The 25,386-nt window shown below is 42.5% G+C and carries 23 protein-coding genes, 2 tRNA genes and 1 rRNA gene; 8 read left to right on the top strand and 18 right to left on the bottom strand.

The genetic code is table 11. The features are described 5' to 3' along the window. From WC222_12150 to WC222_12160, 3 genes are all read right to left on the bottom strand, one after another. A 16S ribosomal RNA gene (locus WC222_12150) occupies positions 1 to 118 on the bottom strand; the annotation flags it as partial. A gap of 301 nt (positions 119 to 419) precedes the next feature. After that, positions 420 to 2,510 (bottom strand): sodium-translocating pyrophosphatase, encoded by a 2,091-nt coding sequence (locus tag WC222_12155; protein ID MFA6917142.1) that lies wholly within the window; start codon positions 2,508 to 2,510, stop codon positions 420 to 422. A gap of 303 nt (positions 2,511 to 2,813) precedes the next feature. Beyond that, the gene (locus WC222_12160; protein MFA6917143.1) at positions 2,814 to 3,275 is read right to left on the bottom strand and encodes a hypothetical protein; all 462 of its coding nucleotides are present in this window, start codon (positions 3,273 to 3,275) and stop codon (positions 2,814 to 2,816) included. Positions 3,276 to 3,375: 100 nt separating this feature from the next. On the opposite strand from WC222_12160, the gene WC222_12165 reads away from it, so the two are divergent. Beyond that, positions 3,376 to 4,404: a thioredoxin family protein gene (locus tag WC222_12165; GenBank protein MFA6917144.1), complete on the top strand. Its 1,029-nt coding sequence runs from the start codon at positions 3,376 to 3,378 to the stop codon at positions 4,402 to 4,404. 6 nt (positions 4,405 to 4,410) lie between these two features. Here WC222_12165 and WC222_12170 read toward each other — a convergent pair whose 3' ends face one another. Genes WC222_12170 through rpmH form a run of 3 tightly spaced genes read right to left on the bottom strand, consistent with a single transcriptional unit; the run spans position 4,411 to position 6,927 of the window. Beyond that, on the bottom strand, positions 4,411 to 6,441 hold the full coding sequence (locus WC222_12170; GenBank protein MFA6917145.1) for a UvrD-helicase domain-containing protein: 2,031 nt from the start codon (positions 6,439 to 6,441) through the stop codon (positions 4,411 to 4,413). Next, positions 6,416 to 6,793, bottom strand: a complete 378-nt coding sequence (gene rnpA, locus WC222_12175) for a ribonuclease P protein component (GenBank protein ID MFA6917146.1) — start codon at positions 6,791 to 6,793, stop codon at positions 6,416 to 6,418. Before rnpA ends, WC222_12170 begins: the two co-directional genes overlap by 26 nt. Beyond that, positions 6,790 to 6,927, bottom strand: coding sequence for a 50S ribosomal protein L34 (gene rpmH / locus WC222_12180; protein MFA6917147.1), 138 nt, complete (start codon positions 6,925 to 6,927; stop codon positions 6,790 to 6,792). Before rpmH ends, rnpA begins: the two co-directional genes overlap by 4 nt. A gap of 151 nt (positions 6,928 to 7,078) precedes the next feature. On the opposite strand from rpmH, the gene rpmJ reads away from it, so the two are divergent. The 3 genes from rpmJ (at position 7,079) to WC222_12195 (ending at position 8,689) form a co-directional block, all read left to right on the top strand. Beyond that, positions 7,079 to 7,216: a 50S ribosomal protein L36 gene (gene rpmJ / locus WC222_12185; GenBank protein ID MFA6917148.1), complete on the top strand. Its 138-nt coding sequence runs from the start codon at positions 7,079 to 7,081 to the stop codon at positions 7,214 to 7,216. Between the two features lie 24 nt (positions 7,217 to 7,240). Continuing rightward, entirely contained in the window at positions 7,241 to 7,546 is a 306-nt protein-coding gene (rpsN, locus tag WC222_12190) for a 30S ribosomal protein S14 (GenBank protein MFA6917149.1), read from the top strand. Positions 7,547 to 7,681: 135 nt separating this feature from the next. Continuing rightward, a complete protein-coding gene (locus WC222_12195; protein MFA6917150.1) occupies positions 7,682 to 8,689 on the top strand; it encodes an HAD family hydrolase in 1,008 nt (335 codons plus the stop codon). Positions 8,690 to 8,756: 67 nt separating this feature from the next. Here the strand turns inward: WC222_12195 and WC222_12200 are convergent, their stop codons facing one another. The 8 genes from WC222_12200 to WC222_12235 form a co-directional block, all read right to left on the bottom strand. Then, complete coding sequence (locus tag WC222_12200) at positions 8,757 to 10,556, bottom strand: ABC-F family ATP-binding cassette domain-containing protein (protein ID MFA6917151.1); 1,800 nt, start codon at positions 10,554 to 10,556, stop codon at positions 8,757 to 8,759. 9 nt (positions 10,557 to 10,565) lie between these two features. Further along, positions 10,566 to 11,168 carry an NAD(P)H-dependent oxidoreductase gene (locus tag WC222_12205; GenBank protein ID MFA6917152.1) on the bottom strand — a complete coding sequence of 201 codons (603 nt, stop codon included), beginning with the start codon at positions 11,166 to 11,168 and terminating at the stop codon, positions 10,566 to 10,568. A gap of 49 nt (positions 11,169 to 11,217) precedes the next feature. Next, a complete protein-coding gene (locus WC222_12210; protein ID MFA6917153.1) occupies positions 11,218 to 12,159 on the bottom strand; it encodes a phosphatidylglycerol lysyltransferase domain-containing protein in 942 nt (313 codons plus the stop codon). 2 nt (positions 12,160 to 12,161) lie between these two features. Further along, a complete protein-coding gene (locus tag WC222_12215; protein ID MFA6917154.1) occupies positions 12,162 to 12,500 on the bottom strand; it encodes a phage holin family protein in 339 nt (112 codons plus the stop codon). A 101-nt stretch (positions 12,501 to 12,601) separates the two neighbouring features. Beyond that, entirely contained in the window at positions 12,602 to 15,349 is a 2,748-nt protein-coding gene (locus WC222_12220) for a bifunctional acetate--CoA ligase family protein/GNAT family N-acetyltransferase (protein ID MFA6917155.1), read from the bottom strand. An 11-nt stretch (positions 15,350 to 15,360) separates the two neighbouring features. Beyond that, on the bottom strand, positions 15,361 to 16,074 hold the full coding sequence (locus WC222_12225; protein ID MFA6917156.1) for a head GIN domain-containing protein: 714 nt from the start codon (positions 16,072 to 16,074) through the stop codon (positions 15,361 to 15,363). A gap of 171 nt (positions 16,075 to 16,245) precedes the next feature. Beyond that, positions 16,246 to 16,827 carry a hypothetical protein gene (locus WC222_12230; GenBank protein ID MFA6917157.1) on the bottom strand — a complete coding sequence of 194 codons (582 nt, stop codon included), beginning with the start codon at positions 16,825 to 16,827 and terminating at the stop codon, positions 16,246 to 16,248. Between the two features lie 21 nt (positions 16,828 to 16,848). Continuing rightward, positions 16,849 to 19,071, bottom strand: a complete 2,223-nt coding sequence (locus WC222_12235) for a mechanosensitive ion channel domain-containing protein (protein MFA6917158.1) — start codon at positions 19,069 to 19,071, stop codon at positions 16,849 to 16,851. Positions 19,072 to 19,155: 84 nt separating this feature from the next. Between WC222_12235 and WC222_12240 the strand changes: the two genes are divergently transcribed. Further along, positions 19,156 to 20,859 (top strand): hypothetical protein, encoded by a 1,704-nt coding sequence (locus tag WC222_12240; GenBank protein MFA6917159.1) that lies wholly within the window; start codon positions 19,156 to 19,158, stop codon positions 20,857 to 20,859. Between the two features lie 5 nt (positions 20,860 to 20,864). Here the strand turns inward: WC222_12240 and WC222_12245 are convergent, their stop codons facing one another. The 4 genes from WC222_12245 to WC222_12260 all read right to left on the bottom strand — a co-directional run bounded on the left by WC222_12245 (position 20,865) and on the right by WC222_12260 (position 23,180). After that, positions 20,865 to 22,235, bottom strand: coding sequence for a hemolysin family protein (locus WC222_12245; protein ID MFA6917160.1), 1,371 nt, complete (start codon positions 22,233 to 22,235; stop codon positions 20,865 to 20,867). Then, positions 22,217 to 22,684 (bottom strand): rRNA maturation RNase YbeY, encoded by a 468-nt coding sequence (gene ybeY / locus WC222_12250; protein ID MFA6917161.1) that lies wholly within the window; start codon positions 22,682 to 22,684, stop codon positions 22,217 to 22,219. The genes WC222_12245 and ybeY overlap by 19 nt, the downstream gene beginning before the upstream one ends. A 139-nt stretch (positions 22,685 to 22,823) precedes the next feature. Continuing rightward, complete coding sequence (locus WC222_12255; protein ID MFA6917162.1) at positions 22,824 to 22,982, bottom strand: small basic protein; 159 nt, start codon at positions 22,980 to 22,982, stop codon at positions 22,824 to 22,826. Between the two features lie 24 nt (positions 22,983 to 23,006). Then, positions 23,007 to 23,180, bottom strand: coding sequence for a hypothetical protein (locus WC222_12260; protein MFA6917163.1), 174 nt, complete (start codon positions 23,178 to 23,180; stop codon positions 23,007 to 23,009). A 218-nt stretch (positions 23,181 to 23,398) separates the two neighbouring features. Between WC222_12260 and WC222_12265 the strand changes: the two genes are divergently transcribed. The 3 genes from WC222_12265 to WC222_12275 all read left to right on the top strand — a co-directional run bounded on the left by WC222_12265 (position 23,399) and on the right by WC222_12275 (position 25,219). Continuing rightward, the gene (locus WC222_12265; protein MFA6917164.1) at positions 23,399 to 24,967 is read left to right on the top strand and encodes a hypothetical protein; all 1,569 of its coding nucleotides are present in this window, start codon (positions 23,399 to 23,401) and stop codon (positions 24,965 to 24,967) included. A gap of 83 nt (positions 24,968 to 25,050) precedes the next feature. Further along, positions 25,051 to 25,123: transfer RNA gene (locus WC222_12270), tRNA-Thr, on the top strand. Positions 25,124 to 25,134: 11 nt separating this feature from the next. Next, positions 25,135 to 25,219: transfer RNA gene (locus WC222_12275), tRNA-Tyr, on the top strand. The last annotated feature ends 167 nt before the right edge of the window (positions 25,220 to 25,386 follow it).

The raw sequence follows: 25,386 nt of genomic DNA on the forward strand, positions 1-25,386 counted from the left end.
CATGTATTACTAACCCTTCCGCCACTAAATAGAGAGTTACCCCTCTATTTCGTACGACTTGCATGCCTCATCCACGCCGTCAGCATTCAATCTGAACCAAGATCAAATTCTTAATAAATTTAAAAAAACTTGATATGATTGTTTGTGTCTTGTGTTTCAACAAGACACGTTATATACGATGACTTTCGTCACCGCACAAGTGTATATATTATATATAAGCTGATTCACTCTGTCAAAACAACGGTAGAAGCTTGAAAGCTTCCTAGTGTCATTCAGTTCATTACTGAAGACGATGACTAACATACCTAATTCAGCCAATTTATCACAAGGGCAATTCTCTTTAGGTGAGATATTTTTCCTGAAAGTATTGAAAATCAGAGATTATCTCAGCGCGCCGCTTCTAGCGGCGCGCTGAAAAATTAGGAAGCAAGAACTGCTAAAAGCAGAAGAGCGACGATATTTGCGATTTTGATCATCGGATTTATCGCAGGGCCGGCAGTGTCTTTGTATGGATCACCGACAGTATCCCCTGTAATAGCAGCATGGTGGGCTTCAGAACCCTTGCCGCCGTAGTTACCTTCTTCAATGAGCTTCTTAGCATTATCCCAAGCACCGCCGCCGGATGTCATGGAAAGACCTACGAATAAGCCTGTGACAACGAGGCCTAACAGCATTGAACCCACCGTCACAAATGCTTCGGTTTTACCAATGGTGAAAGCTATGACGGCATAGACAAGGATAGGCGCCAAAACTGGCAACAACGAAGGAAGGATCATTTCCTTAATTGCAGAACGCGTAAGCAAGTCTACGGCTCTACCGTAGTCAGGCTTAGCTGTACCTTCCATAATGCCTGGAATTTCTTTGAACTGGCGTCTTACTTCAACAACGACAGAACCTGCGGCACGTCCTACAGCCATCATGCTCATGGAAGCAAATAGGTAAGGGATGAGTCCACCCAGAAAAAGGCCGACGACGACATAAGCATTTTCCAAGTTGAAAGAGCATTCGTTGATAGGGAAGTAATGTGTTAGGTCTTCCAAAAAGGCAGCGAAAAGAACGATGGCAGCCAATCCGGCTGATCCGATGGCGTAGCCTTTCGTTACGGCTTTAGTTGTGTTACCTACAGCATCTAGAGCGTCTGTAGTACGACGCACTTCAGGAGGAAGGTTAGCCATCTCGGCAATCCCGCCGGCGTTGTCTGTGACAGGACCGTAAGCATCCAGCGCAATAACCATTCCAGCAAGGGCTAACATTGAAGTAGCAGCGATTGCAATGCCGAAGAGGCCAGCGATTATGAAAGAGATCAAAATACCAGCGCATACAACGATGACAGGAAGTGCTGTCGCTTCCATCGAAACGGCGATACCTTGGATGATATTTGTGCCGTGACCTGTTGTAGATGCTTGCGCAATACTACGCACAGGGCGGTGTGTTGTCATCGTGTAGTATTCAGTGATCAACATCAGAAGGCCGGTAACGCCTAATCCGACGATTGTACAGTAGAGCAGTTTTAAACCTGTAACAGTGAACTGAGCTTTTTGATCAGCGCCGGTTAGAGGTTCATCAAAACCAAACAACCCGTATGTTACTCCTGCAATGCCTATTATAGAGAATAGTGCTGAAGCGACGAAGCCTTTATAAAGGGCATTCATAATATCCTTTTTTGGTCCGAGACGGACGAAAAAGGTACCGAGGATAGTAGCGAGGATACAGACTGCACCGATACCAAGTGGATAAAACAGCATTTTCTCCATTAGAGCGCCTTTGAAATACAGGCCGGCTAGGAGCATTGTACCTACGATAGTTACCACATAGGTTTCAAATAAGTCTGCGGCCATGCCTGCGCAATCGCCTACGTTATCGCCGACGTTATCAGCAATAACAGCGGGGTTACGCGGATCATCTTCGGGAATGCCTGCTTCGATTTTGCCTACCAAGTCAGCACCTACGTCAGCACCTTTGGTAAATATGCCGCCGCCAAGACGTGCGAAGATGGAGATAAGGGACGCGCCGAAGCCTAATGCAACTAGAGCTTCAAGAAGTTCGCGGCCGGTAACCCCTAATTCTCTAAGGATTAAATAATAGGAAAGAATGCCTAGTAGAGCTAAGCCTACCACTAAGAGGCCTGTTACTGCGCCGGATTTGAAAGATACGCTGAGAGCTTCTGCCAATCCTTTGCGAGCTGCTTCGGTTGTCCTGACGTTAGCACGTACAGAAACGTTCATACCGATGTAGCCAGCGAGACCGGAAAGGACAGCTCCAATAACAAAACCAAGACCTGTATGCCAGCCCAACAAGTATGTTAGGAGAGCGCAGATGACAATGCCGACAAGGGAGATGGCTTGATATTGTCTGTTAAGATAAGCGCGCGCGCCCTCTTGAATAGCGGAAGAAATTTTTTGCATTTCGGAGTTGCCCGAACTTAGCGACAAGATGCTGCGAATGGTCCAAGCGCCAAAGAGGAGCGCGATGAGACCGCAGGCTATCGATGCTGCGTACGCATAGTACATTGTGTTTTCCTTTAAATTGGATATAGTTTCAATAGTTGTGTTGGATATGTAAATATACCGCCCCAACAATTGGAGTTATGCTAGCTTAGCAATCCCTAATTTTCAACAAAAACTAGATTTATTGAATTTGACCTGTGATTGTGTCCTGATCGTCACCCTTAATGATGGGGGATAGGATAGAATATTTTAGTGTATGCGGAAGGACGTGATTTTCCTTACTACTAGACTTCTTTCTAAATTCCTTTGATTGTTAAAACTGCCATTGGCTAAGTTTAAGTGATGGAAATACGTGCTTTAGGTTAGCTATGAGGGGTAGTTAAGCTCTACGAAATTACTTCCCCAGTGATAATGGTCAAATAAACCCTCTGTGGGTCTATCTAGAATTCTGTAGGCCGCATAGAGCGCTTCAACAGAAGCAAGCCCCTTCTCTGGATCGGAGCAATCATCTTGCCGCCTCGGATAGGCAGTACGTAAATTATCCGGTAGTGATCTATAAATTAGTGCGGGAATTTTAGAGGCCCATTTGAGCATTTTTCCGCTATAACGCCAGGTTGCATCCAATAAAAGTAAACCTTTGTCTGCATCATCCATTGTTAGAACAGGAGCATCCAAAGCTAGGACAATATATCCCGCTGCGGGGGGAAGTTGTAAATTAGGATAGCGATAAAATTTGCAATCTGTGCGTTTTTCTAAACCACGCAAACTACATTTTTTTAAGTTTTCTCTGCGGTGGCGTACGATAATGGTCGAAGGGTAACTATTCATTATATAAAACCTCGACTAGTCAAAAATGGGGGCGGCCACATACAATGACTTTGCAAATGTGGACTTTGGTTCACAATACACATAACTTTAGGGGGATATCATGAAACTTCTGACTTTTGTTGTCAGCTGTATTATGTTTGTTACTGTCTTTTGTCGCTGTGAAGCAACCCAGACTCATAATCAAGGCGGCGTAAATTGGCAAACCAATTATGAGAGAGCACTAGAACAGGCAAAGTCCTCTTCTAAGAATATTATTCTGTTTTTTACGGGCTCTGATTGGTGCGGTTGGTGCACACGTCTAGAGGAAGAAGTCTTGAATACTAGTGAATTTGCTCAGTTGTCAGCGCAACAGTTCATCTTTGTAAAGCTAGATTTTCCATTGAATTCCCCTATTGATCCTGCGACTGCAGCCCAGAATAAAGAGCTTCGCAAGAAGTTTGATGTGAGAAGTTTCCCGACGATCTTTGTATTGGATGATAACGGTAAGCAAATAGGTTCTACCGGCTACCGTCAGGGAGGACCTAAAGAGTACTACAACCACCTCATGAAAATGGTCACCGATTATCGCGGCTATCAAAAACGTGTGGCTGAGTTGGGTAAATCGCAGCTTGCTCCTTTTGAACTGCAAAAATTGTATGAAAAGGCACGCACTTTACAACGTGAGGGCGATGCAGCTGCTATCGTCGCTATTGGACTGGAAGACAAGTCCAATGTGTTTTTTCTGAAAGAAACCTTCCGCCATATGGCGGAAGAAGGTAAACTTAATACGGAAGAGGCAAAAAATATTAAAGCGGCTCTCCTTAACAATGATCCGAATAATACGCAGCATATTCATTATGATGTTGCTTTAATTGAGTTTGAGACCTGGTGTTCAGAGCTTGAAAAAGATCATTATACACCGGAAGTCGCTGTCTCTCCTTTAGTTGAATATATAGATAAATTTAAGCAGCAGGATCAGGACAATATCTGGCGCATTCAAATGCTTATTTCACAGGTCTTTTTGGATAATAATAAATTAGATAAAGCTCTTAAATATGCTCAACAATCCTATCAAGTTGCTCCTGTAACTGTAAAGCCTGAGATTGCTTTAGCAATCGACAATATACAATCTCAATTGAGAAGAACTTAAGGCATTTTATACAGTATCCGGGATAGGGTTTTCCCAGTCGGTGACTTTAAGTAGCTCTTTGGGGATATCAAATAGAAACCGCGATGGTTTTGACGATTCTTCTTTTCCCATGCGCGAGCGTTGAGTAGCCATACTAATTGTTAGATGTTCCTTTGCACGTGTCAAAGCTACATACATAAGTCTGCGCTCCTCTTCGAGCCCGGTATCTTTAAGACTTTTTTCATGGGGGATAATATGATCTTCCAATCCAACCAGGAAGCAAGCCGGAAATTCTAGTCCTTTGGCGCCATGAAATGTCATGAGCTTTATCGCTTCTACATTGCGATTATTTCCTTCTGAATTATCCCATTTATCATCTAGGGATGTGTTAGCCACAAAACTTACTAACTGATCAAAACGTTCTGCAACATCATTTTGAGAAGTAGAGAATTCTTCCATCGACTGTATGAATTCCTCTACGTTGGACCACTTGAAAGCGCGCATTTGTTCACTTTTGACTTCTTCTTCAATCGCTTTTTTATATCTTATCGTATCTAAAAGTGATCGCATCGCTACGGGTAGGGATTCTTTTTTGAATAGCTCTTTCGCACTTTGAACCATTAGAAAGAAGGCGTTTAGCGCGCCCAAGGCTTTAGATCCTATTTGTTCCGCTAGAGGAATTTGTGTAAAAGGATCTATGACTGTCTCGATGAGCTGCCACAAGGGGACATCGGTTTTTCTATTATATGCTGTCAGTAAATCAAGGGTAGATTCTCCGATTCCTCTGCGGGGTACGTTGATGACGCGTAGGAGAGCTTCTTGATCTTGCGGGTTCACGATAATGCGCAAATAGCAGAGCAAGTCTTTGATTTCACGTCTTTGATAGAACTCCTGACCCCCTACTATTTGATAAGGAATCCCTTTGTTCCATTTACCTTGGCTGTCGCACCATAATTGTTTAAGCAGGGCTGTTTCAAAGGGTCTTGCAATGGAATTTGAACGGTATAGGATGGCAATGTCATTCCATGTGAGTTTTCTTTTTTCACGAAGTGTATTTAGTCTTGCAACAACGGCTTCAGCTTCCTGCACTGCTGTCGGTGCATGAAAGATCTCGATCGACTGTCCTTCCCCTTTCTGGCTCCACAGAGCTTTTTCATGCCGATTTTTATTGTGTGCAATCACAGTATTGGCTGCTTTCAGGATAGTGTTGGTTGAACGATAATTCTGTTCTAAGGTAACAACTTCTGCATCTCTAAAGTTCAAAATAGCTGAAACATCAGCCCCACGCCATCCGTAGATGGACTGGTCGTCATCCCCTACTACGCAGAGGTTATTATATTTAGAGGAAAGTAATTCTGCTAAGCGATATTGGACGGGGTTAGTATCCTGGTATTCGTCAATCATTATATAGCGGAATAGCTCTTGATATTTGTCTAGTATAACGGGAAATCGCTCAAAGATTTCTACTGTCAGTGTCAGCAAATGGTCAAAATCGACTGCATTATAGGCTCTAAGGCTTACCTGGAGTTTAGAATAGAGATCTTGAGAAAGTTTATCGTGCCAATCGGAACCGGTTCCTTGAATCTGTTCCGGTTGCAAGCCTTGGTTGCGGGCTTTTTGTAGGGTATATAAGGTGGGCTCCAAAGAGGGCAATTCCCCTTGAATACCTGTAATATCACGTATTATTGAGGTAATTAGGCGCTGTAGATCTTTTTCGTCATAGAGGCTGAAATGGGGCGTATAACCTAAATGATGTATTTCTTTGCGCAATATTTGCATGCAAAGGCTATGGAAGGTAGATAAGGTGACCTGTTTTGCACTTTTCTTATCGATGAGACTGCCCATACGATGGCGCATTTCTTCGGCAGCTTTATTTGTAAATGTCAGTCCGAGGATGTTTTTGGGGGATACTCCGCAACTTCTTATCAAATAAGCCATGCGCATAGTTAAGACACGGGTTTTTCCGCTGCCGGCGCCGGCAAGAATAAGCAATCGTCCGTTTACGTGAGTGACGGCACGTCGTTGCTCTAGATTAAGGCTCTCCAACTCTAGGTTCATCTACCACTCTCACTTGTTTGAGCAATAGGACAAGTTCATTCTGGATAGCACATAAGGGTGCATCTTTAACATACGTTCTAGGTTTAACAATAATATCCAGTCCTGCGGGCAGCTTTGCTTGGGTTAAGCGAAAAGCCTCTCTGACAAGTCTTTTAAAGCGGTTGCGTTCATAGGATTTACCGTAGCGTTTTGTTACTGTAATACCCAAACGAGTAGTGGTGGAATTATTGGGAGAGTAATCGATATATAGAAGCTTCCCCCCTATCTTGCTTGCTTTGCAAGAGACGCGATAAAATTCGCGTCTCTTACGCAAGCGCAGGCTTTTGGGGAAAGCGTAATGGGTCAAACTCACGCGCGAGTTAAGAATTTACGGCCAGCACGACGGCGACGGTTAATGATTTTACGACCGCTAGCTGTACTCATGCGCTTGCGGAAGCCATGCTCCGACTTACGGCGTCTTTTACTTGGTTGGTATGTGCGTTTCACAATAGATCCTTATGGTATCAAAGATTTGTGCTGCTATCATACACATTCCCATAAAAATCTGCAATAATGATAATTCGATTGAAAAGAAACACTCATTTGAAGTATAAATCCCATAGCGTATCATTTATTAAATCGCACACGAGAGTAAGTTATGAAAACTAGAGCCTCAGTCAAGGCCGATCCATCCAAAGGCGACAAGCTGGTAAGGAGACGTGGACGCCTTTACGTGATCAATAAAAAAGACCCTAACCGCAAGCAACGCCAAAAAGGCCCTGCTCTGAAAAAATAGAATTTTTGTAAGGAACTTTAAGTCATGGCAAAAAAGTCATCGGTTGAAAAACAAAAGCGCCGTGAGCGCATTGTAAAAAACAAGTACGAGAAGCGTAAAGCTTTACGCGAGCGCAGCTTGGATGTAAAAATCTCTGAAGAAGAGAGACATGAAGCACGCGTCGCATTAAATAAAATGCCACGCGACTCCTCACTAATTCGCCTACGTAATCGTTGCTCCCTTACAGGTAGATGCCGCGGTTACTTGCGCAAGTTTGGTATTTCCAGACTATGCTTCCGACAAATGGCCAATGATGGATTGTTACCTGGTGTAACAAAATCTAGCTGGTAGTATTTTTTAAAAGACATAAGGCCTTAGTGTCCTTATGTCTTTTTTTTTCTTTATCTTTTTTCTTTCCCTTCATTTTTGTTCTTCTCTTTGGTATTAGTGTATTTGTTTATTTACTCTAAGCTAAGGCTGTGTGCAATGCGCATTAAATTCTCCGTTTCGCTGATCCTTGTTTCGCTTTTTCTCTGTCTCATTTCATCGCATAAAGCTTTTGCTGATATAGATCCGCTGCCCTCTTGGAATGAGGGTAAGACCAAAACTGCAATTCTTGATTTTGTTAAGGAAGTCACAGTCGTGGGCGGGGCAAATTACGTCCATCCACAGGACAGGATCGCAACCTTTGATCAGGATGGGACACTTTGGGTGGAGCAGCCCGCTTATACAGAGTGGATGTATGCAATGGACAATATCAAACTCCAGGCCCCTGAACATCCCGAATGGAAAGGAAAAGAGCCTTTTCTCTCCATTGTTACTGGCAATGAACAAAGGCTAAGGCATTTGTCTCCCCAGGAAATTGCACAGATCATAGCTATTACGCATTCAGGGATGAGTGTCGATAAGTATCTAACCCTCATATCTGATTGGCTAAGAACTGCTGAACATCCACGCTATAAGAGACGTTACACAGACCTTATCTACCAACCCATGCTTGAAGTCATCGATTTATTCCATCGTTACGGATTCAAAACATATATCGTTTCAGGCGGAGGACAGGAATTTATCCGTGTATATTCCGAAGAGGTTTACGGCATTCCCACTGAGCGTGTGATCGGCTCTACAGGAAAAGTGGAGTATCAATATAACGAAGGTAAGCCATACTTGCTTAAGCTACCCCAAATGCTGTTTGTCGATGATAAAAAAGGCAAGCCTGAGGGTATTAATCTAATCATCGGGAAACGCCCTATCGCAGCATTTGGCAACTCTACAGGAGATCAGCAGATGTTGGAATGGACGCAGGCAGGTAAAGGCAAGCGTTTAGAGTTGCTCGTGCACCATGATGATGCTGTCCGCGAGTATGCTTATGGAGAAGGATCGCCTATCGGGACGTTTTCAAATGAGTTGATGCGGGAAGCAGAAAATAATCAATGGTTGGTGGTCAGTATGAAGAATGACTGGAGGGTTATTTTCCCTTGGGAACGTCACTAGTAACGTTTTGGCTGCCTGTAATGTTTGTGGACATCACACGGCAGCACTCATTGGGTCCAATGATAGGTTATAGGTTGTCTAATTCTTGCCAACGGTGGTAAAGGGAGTCTACCTGTTTATGAGCGGCGGAAAGCGCATTGCATATTTGCTCTAGCTGTTTCAAATCAGCTTGAACAGTTAGATCCTCAGAAAGTCCTTCAAGCCTTGCAACTTCCTTCTCTGCGGCTTCAATCTTACCGGAAATTGCTGTAAGTTCCTGTTGATCTTTATAAGACAACTTAGATTTAACAGGTTTTTTTGGCAATTCTTCGACTGGTTTTACTTGAGCGGACTTCATAGATTTTGTTCGTGCGCGTTGCTTGGCTTTTTCCCATTGGTCTACGTCGGCGAAATAGTATTCCTCTTCTTGACAACCTAATCCTATGATCTGCGTAGACACATTGTCGAGCATTCTGCGATCATGCGTGATAAGGACTACAGCGCCGGGAAATTCTAATAAGCTTTCTTCAAGCACTTCGAGAGTTTCAATATCTAGGTCATTTGTCGGTTCATCTAAGAGTAGGACGTCTGCAGGCTGGAGCATTAACCTGGCAAGCAGTATACGCGCCCTTTCACCACCGGAAAGCTGTCCGACGGGCATCAGCATACGCTCCTGTTTAAAATGGAAGCGACGAGCCCAACCATTGACGTGGATAGGTTTTCCACGGTATTCCAGCATATCCCCGTTAGGTGCTAGGCAATCTTTAAGAGTTTGATTGTCATCTAGTTTTTCGCGGTGCTGATCAAAGTAGACGATACGGATACCGTCGGCATATTTAACGTTTCCTTGATCGGGTTCAAGCTCACCCGCAAGGATGCGCAAAAGGGTTGTTTTGCCGGAACCGTTATCTCCTGCTATACCGAGGCGCACACCAGGTGAAAGTAATACGTCGAGATTTTTAAAGAGCTGTTTTCCATCGAGCGTTTTGGCAAGGTTTTTGGCGCTCACCATTCTACGGGATTGCAGACCGGCATTATCAAACTGCCATTCTTCTTTGGGGCGTGTTTTAATGGCTTTTAGCGATTGCAGCTCACCTTGCAAGGCATGTGCTTGGTTGATACGGGCTTGTTGCTTAGTTGTACGGGCAGAAGGAGATTGGCGCAGCCAGGCCACTTCGTTGCGGACTTTAGACCGCAGACCTTGTTCATATTGTTCAAGAGAGGTTAAGAAGTCTGCACGGCGCTCTAAAAACTCAGCATAGTTGCCATCTACAGAAAACTGTCCTTTAGGAAAGGCGCGGTTAAGTTCTATGATGCGGTTAGTTACACGCTCAAGGAATAGTCGGTCGTGGCTGATGAGTATGAATGTAATTTTGGAGCGGAGCAGGAGGTTTTCCAACCAAACAATGGAAGCGATATCGAGGTGGTTGGTAGGCTCATCCAAGAGAAGGACGTCCGGATCCAGAACGAGGGCGCGTGCTAAGTCTAGGCGTTTTTTCCAGCCTCCTGATAATTTAGAAGCTATTTCTGACATATCTGTAAAGCCCATTTTCGTCAGGATAACTTCAGCTGCCAAAGAACGTTCTTCGTCGGTGTGAAGATAGTGGGCTGCAACGAGAACGTCGATGACTGTTTGGAGGACATCCTTTTCAGGATAGTGGGCAATTTGCGGTACGTATCCGATGCGAATGGACTGTCTGGAGACAATCTCACCGGTATCAGGCTTTTCCTCGCCTGCAATCATGCGTATTAAGGTAGATTTACCTGCACCGTTGGGACCTATGATTCCCGTACGGTCCCCCCGATTGACTGTGATTGTCAGTGATTCAAATAGGACCGTATGGGAATGAGCTTTGCTTACTGCATTGCATGTTAAAAGAACTGTCATGAAATAGGATTATCTTACCGCTAATTGTTCAGCTTGAAGTTTGGCTATAATGTTTGCCAAATCAGCAGCTATTTTAAGCGCATGGTCCCTTTTCTTGGTATCTTTTAAATTGCCATTTTCATCAAAAGCCTCATAGGCGTTGGCAATAGTAAATTGGTCGGGCAGGACTAGAGTGCCGACATTTCCTAGAATTGAACGAAGATGAACGAGGCCGCGGATGCCGCCCATATAACTTGGAGAAGCAGTCAGCAAACCTGCAACCTTATTTTTAAAGGCTATTAAATACTCTTCATTCGGTACTGGACGCGATACCCAGTCAAATGCATTTTTAAGAACAGCTGAAATGGAGCTATTGTATTCAGGAGAAGCGATGAGAAAACCATCGTGTTCCATCATTAATTTCTTTAACCTTACGGCTTCTGCCGGCTGACCGTTTTTGTCTTCAATATCCCCATCGTAGATGGGCAGGGGAAAATCTTTCAAGTCGATGAGTGTCACATCTGCGCCGGCATCTTTTGCGCCCTTCTGGGCTACCTGAATCAACTTTTTATTGACTGAATCCTTACGGAGGCTGCCTGCAAAGGCTAGTATTTTTGGTCGTCTATTGGCCATTTTGTTCTCCTTTTGGAATCACTTTAGCTTAGGATAGCAATTTTATCTATCAGCAAAGAACATCTTCGACATTTCCTTCCCAAGCCATATTAGAAATGGCGATTCCAGAGATGATTTTCTCTTTAACTCCGGGTACCAAAGAGATACGCAGCTTAGAGCAAAAACAATCAGGTTCGTAAGAGTGTTTAGCTTGGGCCAGTTGGGGTTTTCCCAGATCCTGCTCTAAATTTATGTATTCAATGACATCTGACAAATGTAGGGCGCAGTCTTGGTACAAGTATTGGTATAAACCTTTATACGCTTTGTTGCCTTTCATGAAATCAATCACATAACAGCGCGGATTAAGCAAGCTGCCGATGATGAGGCCTACCGGTTTGTCATTAATAAAATAAATTCTTCCATTAAGGCAGTCGATTTTCCCCCATAAGTCTAGAGCTTCCATGCAAGCGTCGTAGTCTGTTGTTTGGGGTTCTTCAAGTGAATTGTTCCATTCTTCAAGAATTTGTTTTGCTGCAGGGATGTGTTTAGTAGTTAAGACTTCTGCAATGGGAGTATTATTCTCTAAGAAATTTTTTACGAGGTTCCGTTTTCCACTCAGTTTCCTTCCGGGATAGCGGCGCATTTTTTCTAATGTAAAAACGTAATCCTTATCTTCATCCTTGCTTTCGATGCTAAAAATGTCCGGTGAGAAGTAGGATTTCCAGGCTAACGGAATAGGATAAAGGAAGTCTACTTCAGTAAGAAGTTGGAGGATTTCTAGTTTAGGAAGTTGATAGATGGGCTCCGTCACCATGATATACGAAGCGTTATCATGGTGAGTGCCCTTAATGTAGAGATGGTCTCCGATCAAAACCTCATACCGGTGTTTTTCCCGGAAAAGGTAGACGTTTGCAAAAGTATTCTCGGACAAAGCTATATCCATCTTCCAGAAGAGGTTATGGAGTAGACTCTGGTGGGAGAGATTGATAGGCTCTCGTCGAAAACTTTGCATAATCAAACCATCTTAAAACCCCCTAATACACTGTTTACTACTGCTAGCACAATAGCAAAGAGTAGCGCCCACCAAAAACTTGCAACATAGAAGCCGGGAACAATAGCACTCGCAAGCATGACAAGAAGCGCCATGATGACAAAGGTAAATAAACCTAAAGTCAAAATGTTGATTGGTAATGTCAAAATAATTAGAACAGGCTTAATAAATGAATTAATTACGGCTAGTACGATCGCTAATACGATAGCTGTTCCAAAGCCGCTCAGAGCAATACCTGGTAGGATGTAAGCAGTTACAAATACTGCAATTGCACTGATCAAAATACTTAGTAATATTTCCATCGATTTCTCCATGGTGGTACACTCCCAATATTATCATAATAATAATTTTTATATTGTTTCTGCCATCTGAAACTTATAGAAATAAAGACGATAGCTGAATTTTACAAATTACACACTAGATTTGTAAGGAGCGGATCTGGATGAGGAATTCTTTTGAACCCCTTCTTTTGACAAAGATGGATCATCCCTTCATTTTCACTTAGGACAAGAGCGAACACTCGTTTGATATTTTCCTGCTTAGCAACTTCAAGCAGTCGAGTGATGAAGAGATTTCCTAGGCCTTTATTATGGTATGCATCGGCAATGATCATCTTGAGTTCAGCTTCTTCACGGTTTGCTAAGCGTGAGATCCGGGCAAAACCCATGATGATAGAGAGAGAGCCTTGTTTATGGTGTTCCATTTCAGCGACTAATGCAATTTCACGGTCGTAATCTGTAAAGCAAATACGGGATAGTCGCTGGTGGGCAACCCTTTTATCTAAACTGATGAATTCAAAGTAGCGCTGCCTAACGCTGTTTTCTGAAAGTTCCCTATGAAAGACTACCATAGCTGGCTCATCTTCTGGACGGATAGGCCTGATTAAGACTTCTGTGCCATTTTTTAATTTTGCTTTCGAGATATACTCGATGGGATAAGGACGGATCGCTAATGCTGGAATGTCTTTTTCTTCGCAATCGTGCAGTAAAATTCGCGCATCTACGGCTATAAGATGCTCCGGACCTATCAGCAAAGGGTTTATATCACATTCTTTGATCCACTTATGTTCTACAACTAGCTGGGAAAAAGACACTAGAACCTTCTCTAACAATGGCATATCAGCTGACTTGCGTCCCCGCACTCCTTTCAAAGCCTCATAAATTTTTGTTTTGGCCATAAGCTGACGGGCAAGATTTGTGTTCAGCGGTGGAAGCCCTAACGCACTGTCCTTATACACTTCTACTAACTGACCACCTGTGCCAAAAAGTAGTACGGGGCCGAATTGAGCATCTGTCGAACTACCCAGAATTATTTCGTAGCCGTCGCGGGGAATCATCCGTTGGACTGTCACCCCTTCAAAATGTTCTTTTCCCACCTTCTCTGTGACCGACTGCAATATAGCATTGAAGGCTTCTTCCACTTCTTTTTCTGATTTAAGGTTAAGCTTAACACCCCCCACTTCAGTCTTATGTGTGATGGTGTGTGAAAATAGCTTGACTACGTAAGGAAAAGGCATTGTTCGGGCCGCTTCTACAGCCTCCTGGACATTTTTTGCAATACGGGTCTCAACGCACGGAATTTTATAAAGTTCCAAAATATTTTTTGATTCATATTCATTTAAAAGGGTCCTTTTTTCTTGGCGCGCCTTATCGATAATTGCCTTTACAGCATTGCGTGCTTCATCTTTGATTTCCGTATTACGCAGCGCAGGAACCTCGTAAAGTGTTTTTAAGTGGTCGCTATATCTCCACATAGTGGCAAAAGTCCACGCAGCTTCGTCAGGGTATTCAAAGGAAGGAATACCCGACTTATTCAGCATCTCAGCACCTGGCCTGACGCTTGCTCCGCCCATCCAACTCGCAAGAATTGGCTTTGCAGATCCTTTTCCATAATGACGTAAACATTCTGCCGTCCCTATCGGATCAGTTACATCTTGCGGCGAAAGAATGACAAGTATTCCATCTGTCGCATCGTCGTTGATTAAGATTTCCATCGTTTTACTGTAACGTTCAGGCCGTGCGTCCCCTAAAATATCGACAGGATTTCCGTGGCTCCACGCGACCGGAAGGAATTTATCTAAAGCCGAAATAGTTTTGGGGTTAAGTACAGCCAACTCCGCCCCACTAATCACTGTGGCATCGGTAGCAAGTACAGCGGGACCTCCTGCATTTGTCACTAGAGAGAGACGCGGTCCTTTAGGCTTAGGTTGTTTTGCTAAGACGGAGGCCATGCTGAAAAGTTCGCTAATCGTATTAACGCGCAATACTCCTACCCTTTCCAGCGCTGCATCAAAGACCTCATCGCTACCTGCTAATGAACCTGTATGGGAAGCTGCTGCGTGGGCAGCTTGTGCGCTGCGGCCGGGCTTTATTACGATGATGGGCTTTTCTAAGGCAATTTCACGCGCAGCAGATAAAAAAGAACGGGGATCCCCTATTGTTTCCATATAAATTAATATACTGCGAGTGGAAGATTGAGCCCCTAGGTAACTGATGAGATCGCCCCAATCTACATCGGCCATGGAACCTATGGAAACGAAAGCGCTGAAACCTACACGTTCTTCAAAACTCCAATCCAGTACAGCAGTACACATAGCCCCTGACTGACTTATAAAAGCAATGTTGCCGGGCTGAGCTATTCCTTTGGCAAAGGTGGCATTCAACCCATATACAGGGTTCATTACACCTAGACAGTTAGGTCCGATGATGCGTATACCCTTCCGTGAAGCGATTTCCAAAACTTGGTTTTCCAAGGCCAAGCCTGCATCCCCTAATTCTTTGAATCCGGCAGAAATAATTATTACAGCTTTTATGCCTGCTTCTGCACATTCTTCAAGGACTTTAGGAACTGTGGATGCCGGTGTGATAATGACTGCGAGATCGACTTGTGCAGGGATAGATTTTACTGTGGGATAGCTTTTTTTACCGAGGACTTCTGATCGTTTGGGATTGACGGGGTAGATCTCCCCGTCAAATCCCCCCGAGAGCAGATTGGCCATCATCGTTCTCCCGACGCTCCCCACATCATCTTTGGCACCAACGACTGCCACTGACTTTGGCTGAAAAAATGCATCCAAAGGTAGCGGAAGATGCTCCATAAAATTTTGTGAGGGGTCCTTAGGCGAACTCAGCAATTTGCTTTCGTCATTCATTAACGGCCCTCCTACTCAGCGTGACGAACTGCACCTACACCGGTAATGTTTTGCTTTAGTGATGGCGTGCCCTTATACAAGACAGAGCCAACGCCTGATATTTCCACATTTAATGCTTCAGAAGCATTAATTTCCGCATTGCCCACGCCACTCATGGAAACACTTGCGTTTTTTGATACAAGGTCAAAGCCCTTAAAGCTTCCTGCGCCAGAGACATCAATTTTCTCTTGTTTAGCTTCACCCTTGAAGATGGCGTCGCCGGTGCCGGATATCTGTACATTTAATTCTTTAGCATCGACAGTCATATTCAAAGTGCCTGCGCCAGAAAGTGAAACAGTTAACGCATTGGATTCAATTTCTCCTAATGTCCTTAGGACGGCAGCGCCTGAAACTTTAACAGAATTTAAGTCTTTCACTGTAACAAAATAAAGTAACCCTTTTGAGGGCGATAGAGTAGCATTTTTCAAAACTTCAATATAAAGAGTACCACCGCTTACATCTGTTCTAATATATTCTATTAGGTTGTCGTCAGTTTCGATAGTAAGAGCAGGTTTGTCTCCCTGTTTCAGCACCAGAGTACCTGTGCCGATCAATTCAATATTAGTAAACTCATTCATTGTCCGGTCTGTTTTAACAATTTTTCCGGAACCTTTGACAACATTGTCTGATCCGCTGCAGGCACAAAGCAGTACTGCACATAGTGTGTAAATAATTCTTAATAGCATGTAAATCTCCTAAGATAGAACATCGCTATTTGTAAAATATTTTTTCAAAGGGTGCAACCTGAAATTATCATTTTAGAAAGAAATGATAGATGAAAGAATATTGAATAAGGAATTGGAAACATCAATGCATTTAAACTTCTGCAGCTAATAAAAAATGCAGAGGTAAAGAACTTATTTACCGATTGTCTCCATCGCAGTGAAATAGATAAATTCTATGCCATCTGAAGCCGCGATGATCAATTCCGAAGGATGACGTTCTGTGATAACCACATGTTTCTCATCCTCAAGAGTGTTGGGTTCAGGAGCTAAAATAACCACCGGTAAAACCATCTGTTTGAAAGTGATTTTATATCGCTTTGGTCCCGTGCTACCATCTTCGTTAGGCGCAGCATTTTCTGCTTCTATTTCAGCATAGGAGTACCCAGGTCCTTCGCCTTCTTTTTTGGAGCCATCGATAAGACCGGTAAGAATTAACATTGATCCTTCAGCATTTTCAGGCAGGGAAATAGACCTAGCTGAATTGCCGTCTGCACCACCTGAACTAGATAACCCCATCGGACCAGGAATTCCTCGTGGGCCGGCAGGACCAGGAGGGCCGGCAGGTCCCATCGGACCAGTCATCCCCTGTGGACCAGGAGGGCCTGCTGGACCCATCGGACCAGTCATTCCTTGTGGACCAGGAGGGCCGAATTCTTGCGCATTTAAAGTTCCAACTAAGAGCATTATGGGGATCAATAAAAGTAGTTTCTTCATAAAACCCTCCATTTACGCTCTTTAATTTGCATTTTTAATGCCAAGCCCTTCTACCGGTACGACTTTGTGTAATTCATCGTCATTTAGATCACTAGCTCTAATGATTTTTATTTCGCGTTGTGGAAAAGGTACGACAATTTTGTACTTAGCTAAGGCATTATCTAATTCCCAAAGATAGGAAGCTTTCATGGAACCTCTATGTCCAAACCCATAAACGTTGACCCAGACAACGAGTTCAAAATTAATGGCACAGTCGCCAAATCCTACCATCCAAACTTGAGGTTCCTTCACATACGAAGCATTTTTCACTGTGCAAGGAACCTTTTCAGCTGCTTCTATGGCGGCTTTTGTCACAAGTTCTTTATCTGTGCCATAAGCTACGGAGAAGGGAATGTGCACACGGCGGAAGTTATCATTCAATGTCCAGTTCACTAGGCGGCTGCTCATTATCTCCGAGTTAGGAATGACAACATCGATTCCGTCATTTGTATGGATCACAGTGTTCTGCACATTGATTGCTGTTACCTGGCCATAGCTGTTATCATTTATTTCTATGACGTCGCCAACTTTAAGAGTGCGAGAAAACATGATGATGAGGCTGCTGAAAAAGTTGTTCACAATATTCTGCAAGCCGAATCCGATACCGACGCTCAACGCGCCTAAAATTATCGCTAAACTACTTAAACTTAAACCTATAGATGCTAATGCTAAAGCAAATCCAATGATCAACACCAGATAATGCACCATACGGTCAATAATAAACACGGAAGCATCCGTCATATGCATTTTACTTTTATTAGCTCTATTTAAAATCCTTCTCAGCAATAAGGATAAACCGTAGGTTAAACCTATAATTAGAATTAGCCTTAGCAAGCTAACGACTGTTAAAGGTACACCGCCAATTTTAAGCAAAGGCGTATACAACCATCCGTAGATAGGTTGGCAGCATTCCTCCACAAACCCTAACACAGCATAGAACCATGAAAAAGCTGCTCCTTCTTTTTTCTGCATTCTCTCATTGATATCTCTGATCAACAACTCATCAAAGTTAAGCTTCAATTTAAGCTGGTTTAAGACCTCAATAGTTTCTTGAACAGTTTTCGTTCGTAACTGCTGGATTCTGTCCTTCTCTTTTACTTGAGCTAGAGGAGCATCTTCAGCAAGCGTAATGGGCAGCATTGAGCGGTCATTCTCTTGTTCCGTTTTACTTATCCAGTCCTCTACCTGATCTTTGATAAACTTAAGTTCCCCCTGCCAGGCGGTCAAATCTTCTGTCAATTCATTTTGGGGAGCTTCTGCAGAATCCTCCAGCAAATGAACAAGCGCACGTTTGGCACTGATAAAAATCACATTCGCCTGAGCTAATGCCTCTTTAGCGTTATCTAGAACTGACCTCTGCAGCTGCATAAAGTTGACAGCTCTTTCTAGATGATCATCCCCTACTATACCCAAAGCATTCATTTCAGAGTTCAATGCTAAATCTTGAGCATGCTTCAACGTATCCTGTGCGATGGCTAAATCTTTATTCAGTTGAGAAATATTTACGGAACCTACATTCAAGCGCCCTTTTGCATAGGCAGTCTCATTTTTTAGATGGACAATCTCATCATGGTATTGCGCTGTCCTTTCCCCCATTAAACGAATATTTTCCTCGGAAATAGCCAAGGCGATCCGCAGAGACATCATTTCAAGGCCAGCAATCTCTTTCTGAACATTTTGTGATTTCAAATCAATATAGCCTGCTAATAGTACATCAATGTGGTGTTTGACCTTTTTTGCTCTATCTTGATCTTGTTGAAGCTCCTTAGATTCTTCAGAGGACAATGCTTCCAGCTGTTTCCTTTTAGATACAATATCTAGAAGCTGGTCTAAAGTGTATTCATCGAGAAAAGGTGTGGGTTGAAATTTCGGTATTGTTTGTGCACGAAGCTTTGGAAGCGCATCTAAATTAATAAGGATCTTCTGAATATATCCGTTGATCTCTTCACGGTTTTCTTCCGGAGCAATGTCACTTAAATGGGTGAAATAGTCTTTAGAAGCATTTATTCTCTTTTCTAAGTCTTCTCCCCCTACAGTATAATAATCCCACCAACTAGGATTGAGGGTTGCAGGATTTTGGGGCTGTTCCCATTCTTCCTTCTTTTTGTCTGTAGAAGTAGCTATTAAATCGTCGATTGAAAGAACCCCCTCTACGGGGGATTGCAAACAAATCCACACTAGAAATATATATCGAATTAAATGCATTTACAACTCCAACTGAATAAGAAAGGAGTATACTCTAGAGACAAATATTGTTAATATATAGAATTTAAGTTCTAAGAGGTGCATATGGGTGCAAAAGGCGTTGAAACTACTTCTGTGTCAGCACTACCTTTTATTTTCGATGATAATACAACTAGGTTAACTGAATCACTACTAAACTCATATTACAATCAAATTGAGAAAATAGACATTAATTGTAATAAAACCAAACTAACAGACTATTTTCATAGAAAAGTTTTAGAAGTTTGTTACGAAATCTTTTACTCACTGAAAAGAGAACCCACTATAAGCAAACCATTAGGAAAAATGATTGTATCAGGAAAAGGTGCACCCTTCCTATTGCAACTGATTGAAGTCATCTTAAGAAAACAGATAAAAATACGCTATTCTACGCAAGATGTTCGTGTTAACACGCATTTAGCATTTTTACCCAAAGAATTACGGGAATCACATTTTGTCCCGTCGGGGTATGGTGTAGTCGAAATAGCGATGGATGCCTATAGAGAGATATCATTTCAAGATGCTAGTATAGCCTCCCGCATTAAACCACCCACGGAAATTCCTATAGTGGACCTGCTTAAGATCATCCCTGAACAAAAAGCTTGGGATGATTTTGCACAGATAATAAAAAATCGAATGAAGCCCAATCCACTTTGCCCTTTTATAGGAGAGTTTCTTTTTCTCGGTTATGTCATATGGGATGATATTCAAGTATATAGTGTGATGAGTTCGGAAAGTAAAAAACAAATGGGTTTTAAACTTGATACCTCCGTTCTTACTGAGCAAATTTTCCATGCTGTTCTTTATGTCATCGTTAGAAAAGATTCTTCCTTGTTATGCAAGCTATCACTAGTGGAGCTCCTCAAAGGGAGGCAATTCCTTGCAAAATATTATTTTATAGAAGCTCTAGAAACCCTAGATACTGTAATTTTTTTAACCTCCTGTAAATCAGATCTTCCTTATGAGATATTCAAAGATAATTTGCTCTTACTTACATCTCCAGTAAATTGTCATCTAAGCTTAGCCTATACAATCCTCAGAAATATTTTAAGGCTCATCGAAAATAACATGTACTCACGTGCGGAAAAAGTGCGATTCCAGGTCGACGCCTACTTTAATAAGCTCTTATATTTCACTCTATCTTCTAATGTACCTTGGTTTGCAGAAAAAAAGCTTTTAGCTACAGCGTGTGTTGATTTAGTCCGTTGCTGCCCAAGACTCGGTAAACTGTTAATTCCCTTTGCAAAGGTTGATTTGGATGGAAGTAGTTTTATGAATTTCGTAGAAAGTCATGCAAAAGAAACGGATGATATTATTCTCCTGCATATTTTGAATAAGTATCAATCCTCTACCCTGCCAGGACTCCTATTTCAAGAGAAGGCAGAGAAAGAATATATTCCTACCTTGATAACTAATTTAGAAGAAATGAAATTGAAAGTTACCGACGAAACAAAAAGAAGAATTACCTTACGTGCAGAAGGTGACGGAAGCCATATCATTGAAGCACTATATACTAAATATTCAAGCAATCGAAGAGTCTTAGAAGATATTGAAGCCCGAATCAAAAAAGAGCTTCTTGAGAAAAACAGAGCCCAGTACGAAGAAGAGATTAAACAAGAATTACGTTTAGCATACGAAGCTAAAATGGTGACTATTAGCAAAAGCGATGGTTGGCTTAAACACACGATTCCGGAATATTCAAAGCCGAAAACCGAAGCAACAGCTCAGAATATCCCGGACGAAGACTTAGAGGGTTTCATCCTTACCTAGAAGGCCTACTCCTCGTCGTACTCATCCAGTTCAGACCCAGGTGTGGGCTTGATGCGTACCTTCTCGACTAGGCGCTCGCTGGAACGGAGTACTACAAGCTCAAATTCATCATGATGGATTGCGAAACCTCGCGATGGAATCGTTCCGGCCACGTGATAGATATAGCCGCCGATAGTATCGTAATCCCCATCTTGTGGAATTCTGATCCCCAATTGCTCTTCAGCATCCATGATGCTCATTCTAGCGTCAACGATCCAGCCGCCTTCCGTTTGAGTGAAAAAGGATTCTTCTTCCTCATCATATTCATCAGCTATTTCACCTACAATCTGTTCTAGAATGTCTTCAATGGTAACTAAACCTTCAGTCCCGCCATACTCATCCACAACAATAGCAATGTGAACCTGTTTTTTACGGAATTCCTGCAGGAGGTTGGAGATTTTCTTTGTCTCGGGAGTATATAATGGCGCTTTCATGATAGTTTCGACTGAAGCAGCGAGAATTTTCTCGTCATTACCACTTTGCTCATATTCCATGTATTTTTGGAGGACATCTTTATACATCAGAATGCCGATGATATTGTCCAGATTACCCTTGTAGACTGGAACACGGCTATACCCTTCTCCATGCAGCGCACTGGCCGCATCTTTAATACTCGTCTCCACAGTAATTCCAAAAACATCGACACGCGGAACCATAATTTCACGTGCTAAATGTTCTTTAAACTTAAGGACAGAGGAAATGAGCTTTTTATCCTGATTATCCAGGCTATCCGTCATATCCGTCTCTTGGACCATGTCGATGATTTCTTGCTTCGTTTGAGCTGTAGGCTCGTGCAAATGGTCAAAGTAGACAGAGCGGGACAATTTTTGCAGGACGGTCAAGAAAATAAAAGTAATCGGAAAGACAAGCGTCATGAAAAAGCTTGCGATGGGCGCGCTAAAGCGTAAGGCCCACTCGGAGGAGCGGGTTCCCAGTACGCGAGGAATATAATCGCCCACTAAAAAGGAAGCGATCACGAAGACAAGAAGGAGAATAATCCCCCAGAATAAGGACAAAGAGTCTTGGGGCAGTTCGGCATTGACGATCTTTTCGATAGGAAATACTCCCAGATCCACCATCAGCAGGATAGCGAAGGCAGCATAGGCAAAACGAATCACATTCAGAGTACAGATAATACCGAAGAAAATGCCTTCATATTCATGTTTATCGAAAAATGTATTATGGATAGATCGATAGAAAAAGCGGTTTCCAATACTTTTCAGTAACTTTTGCGAACTTTTTTTATGGACTCTTCGAAATGCGGTACTGAAGAGGGACAAGAAAAACGTACCAATCAACAACACAACTGTAGCTAAAGCTAAAGTGATGAAAGACAAAGTCCCCTCTCCTTCAAATGCATTAAATGACGAGCTTCTGCAGTACGCATAGCTGCTTCGTCGGTTTCGTCAATATCGTCATACCCCATAAGATGAAGTAATCCATGCACAATATATAAAGTCACCTCTTCTTCGCAAGAGCCTCCGTGTAACGAAACGAATTCTTTAGCGGTAAAAGGACAGACAAAAATTTCTCCCAGGTGACGATAACCGTCGCCTTCTTCTTCATCCATAGGTAATGAGATGCAGTCTGTAGGTGATGGGTCGTCGAAAAATTCTGCATGCATTTCACACATCTTTTCATTGGTGATAAAAAACACTGCCACTTCGTTAAATCTTTGACCCTCAAAGAGTACCACTTCCTTAACTATAGCTTTTACCTGTTCCGGCTGTATAACGAAATCGTTCTGTTCATCGACAACATCGATCGTAACGCTGTTTATATCCATAATAATCTTATAATGAGGAGATTGCGGAAGAGCAAAAAGAGGTTTATTATTTAATGAGGCATCTTTAAAAGCAGCCTACAACTCAAATAATAAACCTCTTTTCTTTCCAAATATGATTTTTCAATCCTTAATGGAATGACTATGCCACTTTTGTTTTTGGCAAACCGGTGACGCGTTTTTGGGTCTTTTCGTCCCAATGGCCTAATTTTTTCAGAGCGTCAACACGCTCAAAACGCTTAAGTACATTGCGTTTTTTTACTGATTTACTTGCTTTTCCAAAGCTTGGATGTCTGGACATTTTCTCTATCCTGCCGTGTTAAAATTAACCCAATTTGGGAATAAACATTAATTTTGCCAAATCCCCTTCCAATGCGTTTGCATGGGGCTTATAACCTATAGACAGATTATCCTTCAATGGGCCTGTTTTCTTCATAGGTTTTTTGTGCCTACGGGGGCTTTTCTGGCGGCGTTCATTTTGCTTGCTGATACGAACCATTGCTGTGCTCCTTAATTGACAACGCTAAGTAGTTTAAGGGATTTTTCCTATATGCGCAACTATCTATTGCATCCTAACTCGCATAATGTACAATTTCTTGCGGATAAGCCCAAAGATAAACTACGCTGAAAATTCTCCCGTCCTGGGTGTGAATACCCTGTATCTTAATAAAAAATTTACATTCGTGGTTTATAATTAATATTTCAAAAGGAGGTTTAATGTCCCACGATTCGATTTCTAGATATGACGCCTCGGCGGACCGTTTCAGCTCTTTCACAGCTAATAAATTGAAAGATCCTGAAGAAGTTTTCCGTTCGATGACAGTCCGTTCAAAGGATACGCTCGAATCTTCGCAGGAAAAGATTGATGCAGAGATAATCAATCGTCTGCAAATCAATGCCGGGGGCATTACCCAAGATAAATTACCCGTTGTAGCGCGAGCAGGGAAATTCGTTTTTATGGCTGTTGCCGTACCCACATATCTTATCGCTTATAGCTTCCCTAAATGGGTCGCCACACAACTTATACCCAACTCCTGCCAGCTTTTAGGAAATGCGTTAAAGCATTGTTTTCGCCCCATGCAAGAATGGGCTATGCTATTTTTTAGACAAATGCAGCAATTAGTTAAAGTGCTGAAGCGGGAACAAAGCCGGATCTTTAAGACGCTGACAAATTTTAAAGGGTTGCTTGTCATTCTTAAACATCCGTTTAAAAAAATGAAGGCTTTATGGAATCAGCTTAAAGAAAAAGCTGCAGAAAAAAAGAATTCGCTACAAGAATGGCTATCAGAATTAAATAAAGGAGTACGCACAAAGTTAAAAAAAGTTGCGGAAACTGCAAAAAATAAAACGACGCGACTTGTGTACGGCCGCTTAACTACAGATGAACCATTAGCTCCTTGGCGCCAAGCAATTGTCAATACGGCATTGAAAATCTATCGCACCTACAAATTCGTAACGGGCCTGCCCCGCCGTATTACCGATGCAGTAAAGAAAACAATCTATGACTTATATAAAGCCTATGTTTTCCCTCATGTCGATCGCGCGACAAAATTTATCCAACGAATTGCAAAAAGAATCAAAGTCCGCCAAGAAGCAATCACAAATGCCTGTAAACGGTTTATACATAAGCAAACAGAAAGAGTAAAACGCTTCAACAATGCTGTCAAAGAAAGTATCACCCAATCTGCGGTTAAATTTAGCAACTTCATCGGCATACCCACTTTTGTAAATGCAATCACGTCCAAGTGGCAAGGAGTAGTCCAAAAGTTTAGTAATGCAAAAACAGGAATTCAAAACTTAAGGCAAAAGGTAACCAACAAATTCAAAGCGCTATCGAAAGGATTAAAATTCCCTTCCCTTAAGCAGTTCATCCCCTCTTTTTCTCTACCTTCCGGATTCGTTAGCTGGGTTAAAGCCCCTATACGCATTGCAACACGTTTTACAAAACGCGTCCAAAAGCTTCTTAAAACACTCCGCTCCAAAATTCCATCCATCCCTAAGCTAACAGATAAGAAATGGAAGCCCTTTGCTTTCTTAGCAAACCTCAAAACCAAGGCCGGTCGTAAAACACGCCGCGCCATTTACTACACTCGTTTAACAGGTTCCTGGACTCGTATCCTCACAGGCTTCTGGATGGCTAGCGTACGTAATATCTGTCAAAACTGTGTTGAACATCTAACATGGAAAGATATCCTCTATTTCGTACGTAAATTCATGCGTTCTACAGGAATTCTCTTAGGTTTCATCGTTAGAAAAACACGCATTTCTAGAACAAAAACGGCTTAATATCAAATACTTAAAAGTAGATGTTTTTATCTGTTGCCTAGAAAAAGCCTACTTTGGTATTGTCTAGGCCATGATCTTCTTACGCTGACATAGCTCAATTGGTAGAGCACCCGACTTGTAATCGGACGGTTGTGGGTTCAATTCCTACTGTCAGCACACTTTTTCTCGGGGGTGTCGCATAGCGGCAATTGCAAGGGACTGTAAATCCCTCGACTCACGTCTCCGTTGGTTCGAGTCCAACCGCCCCCACCATTTCAAAGTATAAAATAGAAAGGATAAAGGCTAAAGTTGATGACAGATCTATCAACTAGAACCAAATCCTTTGCTCTCCGAATCATTAAGCTATTTACGTTCATCCCCCAAACAGTCGAAGCTCAAGTATTAGGTAAACAGCTATTGCGCTGTGGTACTTCTGTAGG

This window comes from Parachlamydiales bacterium (assembly GCA_041671045.1).
In the GTDB taxonomy this organism is placed as follows: Bacteria; Chlamydiota; Chlamydiia; order Chlamydiales; family JABDDJ01; genus JABDDJ01.

What these genes read in the sequence shown, in the direction of transcription:
- WC222_12155 (MFA6917142.1), bottom strand. Translation starts at nt 2,510, where the DNA reads ATGTACTATGCGTACGCAGCATCGATAGCCTGCGGTCTCATCGCGCTC.
- WC222_12160 (MFA6917143.1), bottom strand. Translation starts at nt 3,275, where the DNA reads ATGAATAGTTACCCTTCGACCATTATCGTACGCCACCGCAGAGAAAAC.
- WC222_12165 (MFA6917144.1), top strand. Translation starts at nt 3,376, where the DNA reads ATGAAACTTCTGACTTTTGTTGTCAGCTGTATTATGTTTGTTACTGTC.
- WC222_12170 (MFA6917145.1), bottom strand. Translation starts at nt 6,441, where the DNA reads ATGAACCTAGAGTTGGAGAGCCTTAATCTAGAGCAACGACGTGCCGTC.
- rpmJ (MFA6917148.1), top strand. Translation starts at nt 7,079, where the DNA reads ATGAAAACTAGAGCCTCAGTCAAGGCCGATCCATCCAAAGGCGACAAG.
- rpsN (MFA6917149.1), top strand. Translation starts at nt 7,241, where the DNA reads ATGGCAAAAAAGTCATCGGTTGAAAAACAAAAGCGCCGTGAGCGCATT.
- WC222_12195 (MFA6917150.1), top strand. Translation starts at nt 7,682, where the DNA reads ATGCGCATTAAATTCTCCGTTTCGCTGATCCTTGTTTCGCTTTTTCTC.
- WC222_12200 (MFA6917151.1), bottom strand. Translation starts at nt 10,556, where the DNA reads ATGACAGTTCTTTTAACATGCAATGCAGTAAGCAAAGCTCATTCCCAT.
- WC222_12205 (MFA6917152.1), bottom strand. Translation starts at nt 11,168, where the DNA reads ATGGCCAATAGACGACCAAAAATACTAGCCTTTGCAGGCAGCCTCCGT.
- WC222_12210 (MFA6917153.1), bottom strand. Translation starts at nt 12,159, where the DNA reads ATGCAAAGTTTTCGACGAGAGCCTATCAATCTCTCCCACCAGAGTCTA.
- WC222_12215 (MFA6917154.1), bottom strand. Translation starts at nt 12,500, where the DNA reads ATGGAAATATTACTAAGTATTTTGATCAGTGCAATTGCAGTATTTGTA.
- WC222_12220 (MFA6917155.1), bottom strand. Translation starts at nt 15,349, where the DNA reads ATGAATGACGAAAGCAAATTGCTGAGTTCGCCTAAGGACCCCTCACAA.
- WC222_12225 (MFA6917156.1), bottom strand. Translation starts at nt 16,074, where the DNA reads ATGCTATTAAGAATTATTTACACACTATGTGCAGTACTGCTTTGTGCC.
- WC222_12230 (MFA6917157.1), bottom strand. Translation starts at nt 16,827, where the DNA reads ATGAAGAAACTACTTTTATTGATCCCCATAATGCTCTTAGTTGGAACT.
- WC222_12235 (MFA6917158.1), bottom strand. Translation starts at nt 19,071, where the DNA reads ATGCATTTAATTCGATATATATTTCTAGTGTGGATTTGTTTGCAATCC.
- WC222_12240 (MFA6917159.1), top strand. Translation starts at nt 19,156, where the DNA reads ATGGGTGCAAAAGGCGTTGAAACTACTTCTGTGTCAGCACTACCTTTT.
- ybeY (MFA6917161.1), bottom strand. Translation starts at nt 22,684, where the DNA reads ATGGATATAAACAGCGTTACGATCGATGTTGTCGATGAACAGAACGAT.
- WC222_12255 (MFA6917162.1), bottom strand. Translation starts at nt 22,982, where the DNA reads ATGTCCAGACATCCAAGCTTTGGAAAAGCAAGTAAATCAGTAAAAAAA.
- WC222_12260 (MFA6917163.1), bottom strand. Translation starts at nt 23,180, where the DNA reads ATGGTTCGTATCAGCAAGCAAAATGAACGCCGCCAGAAAAGCCCCCGT.
- WC222_12265 (MFA6917164.1), top strand. Translation starts at nt 23,399, where the DNA reads ATGTCCCACGATTCGATTTCTAGATATGACGCCTCGGCGGACCGTTTC.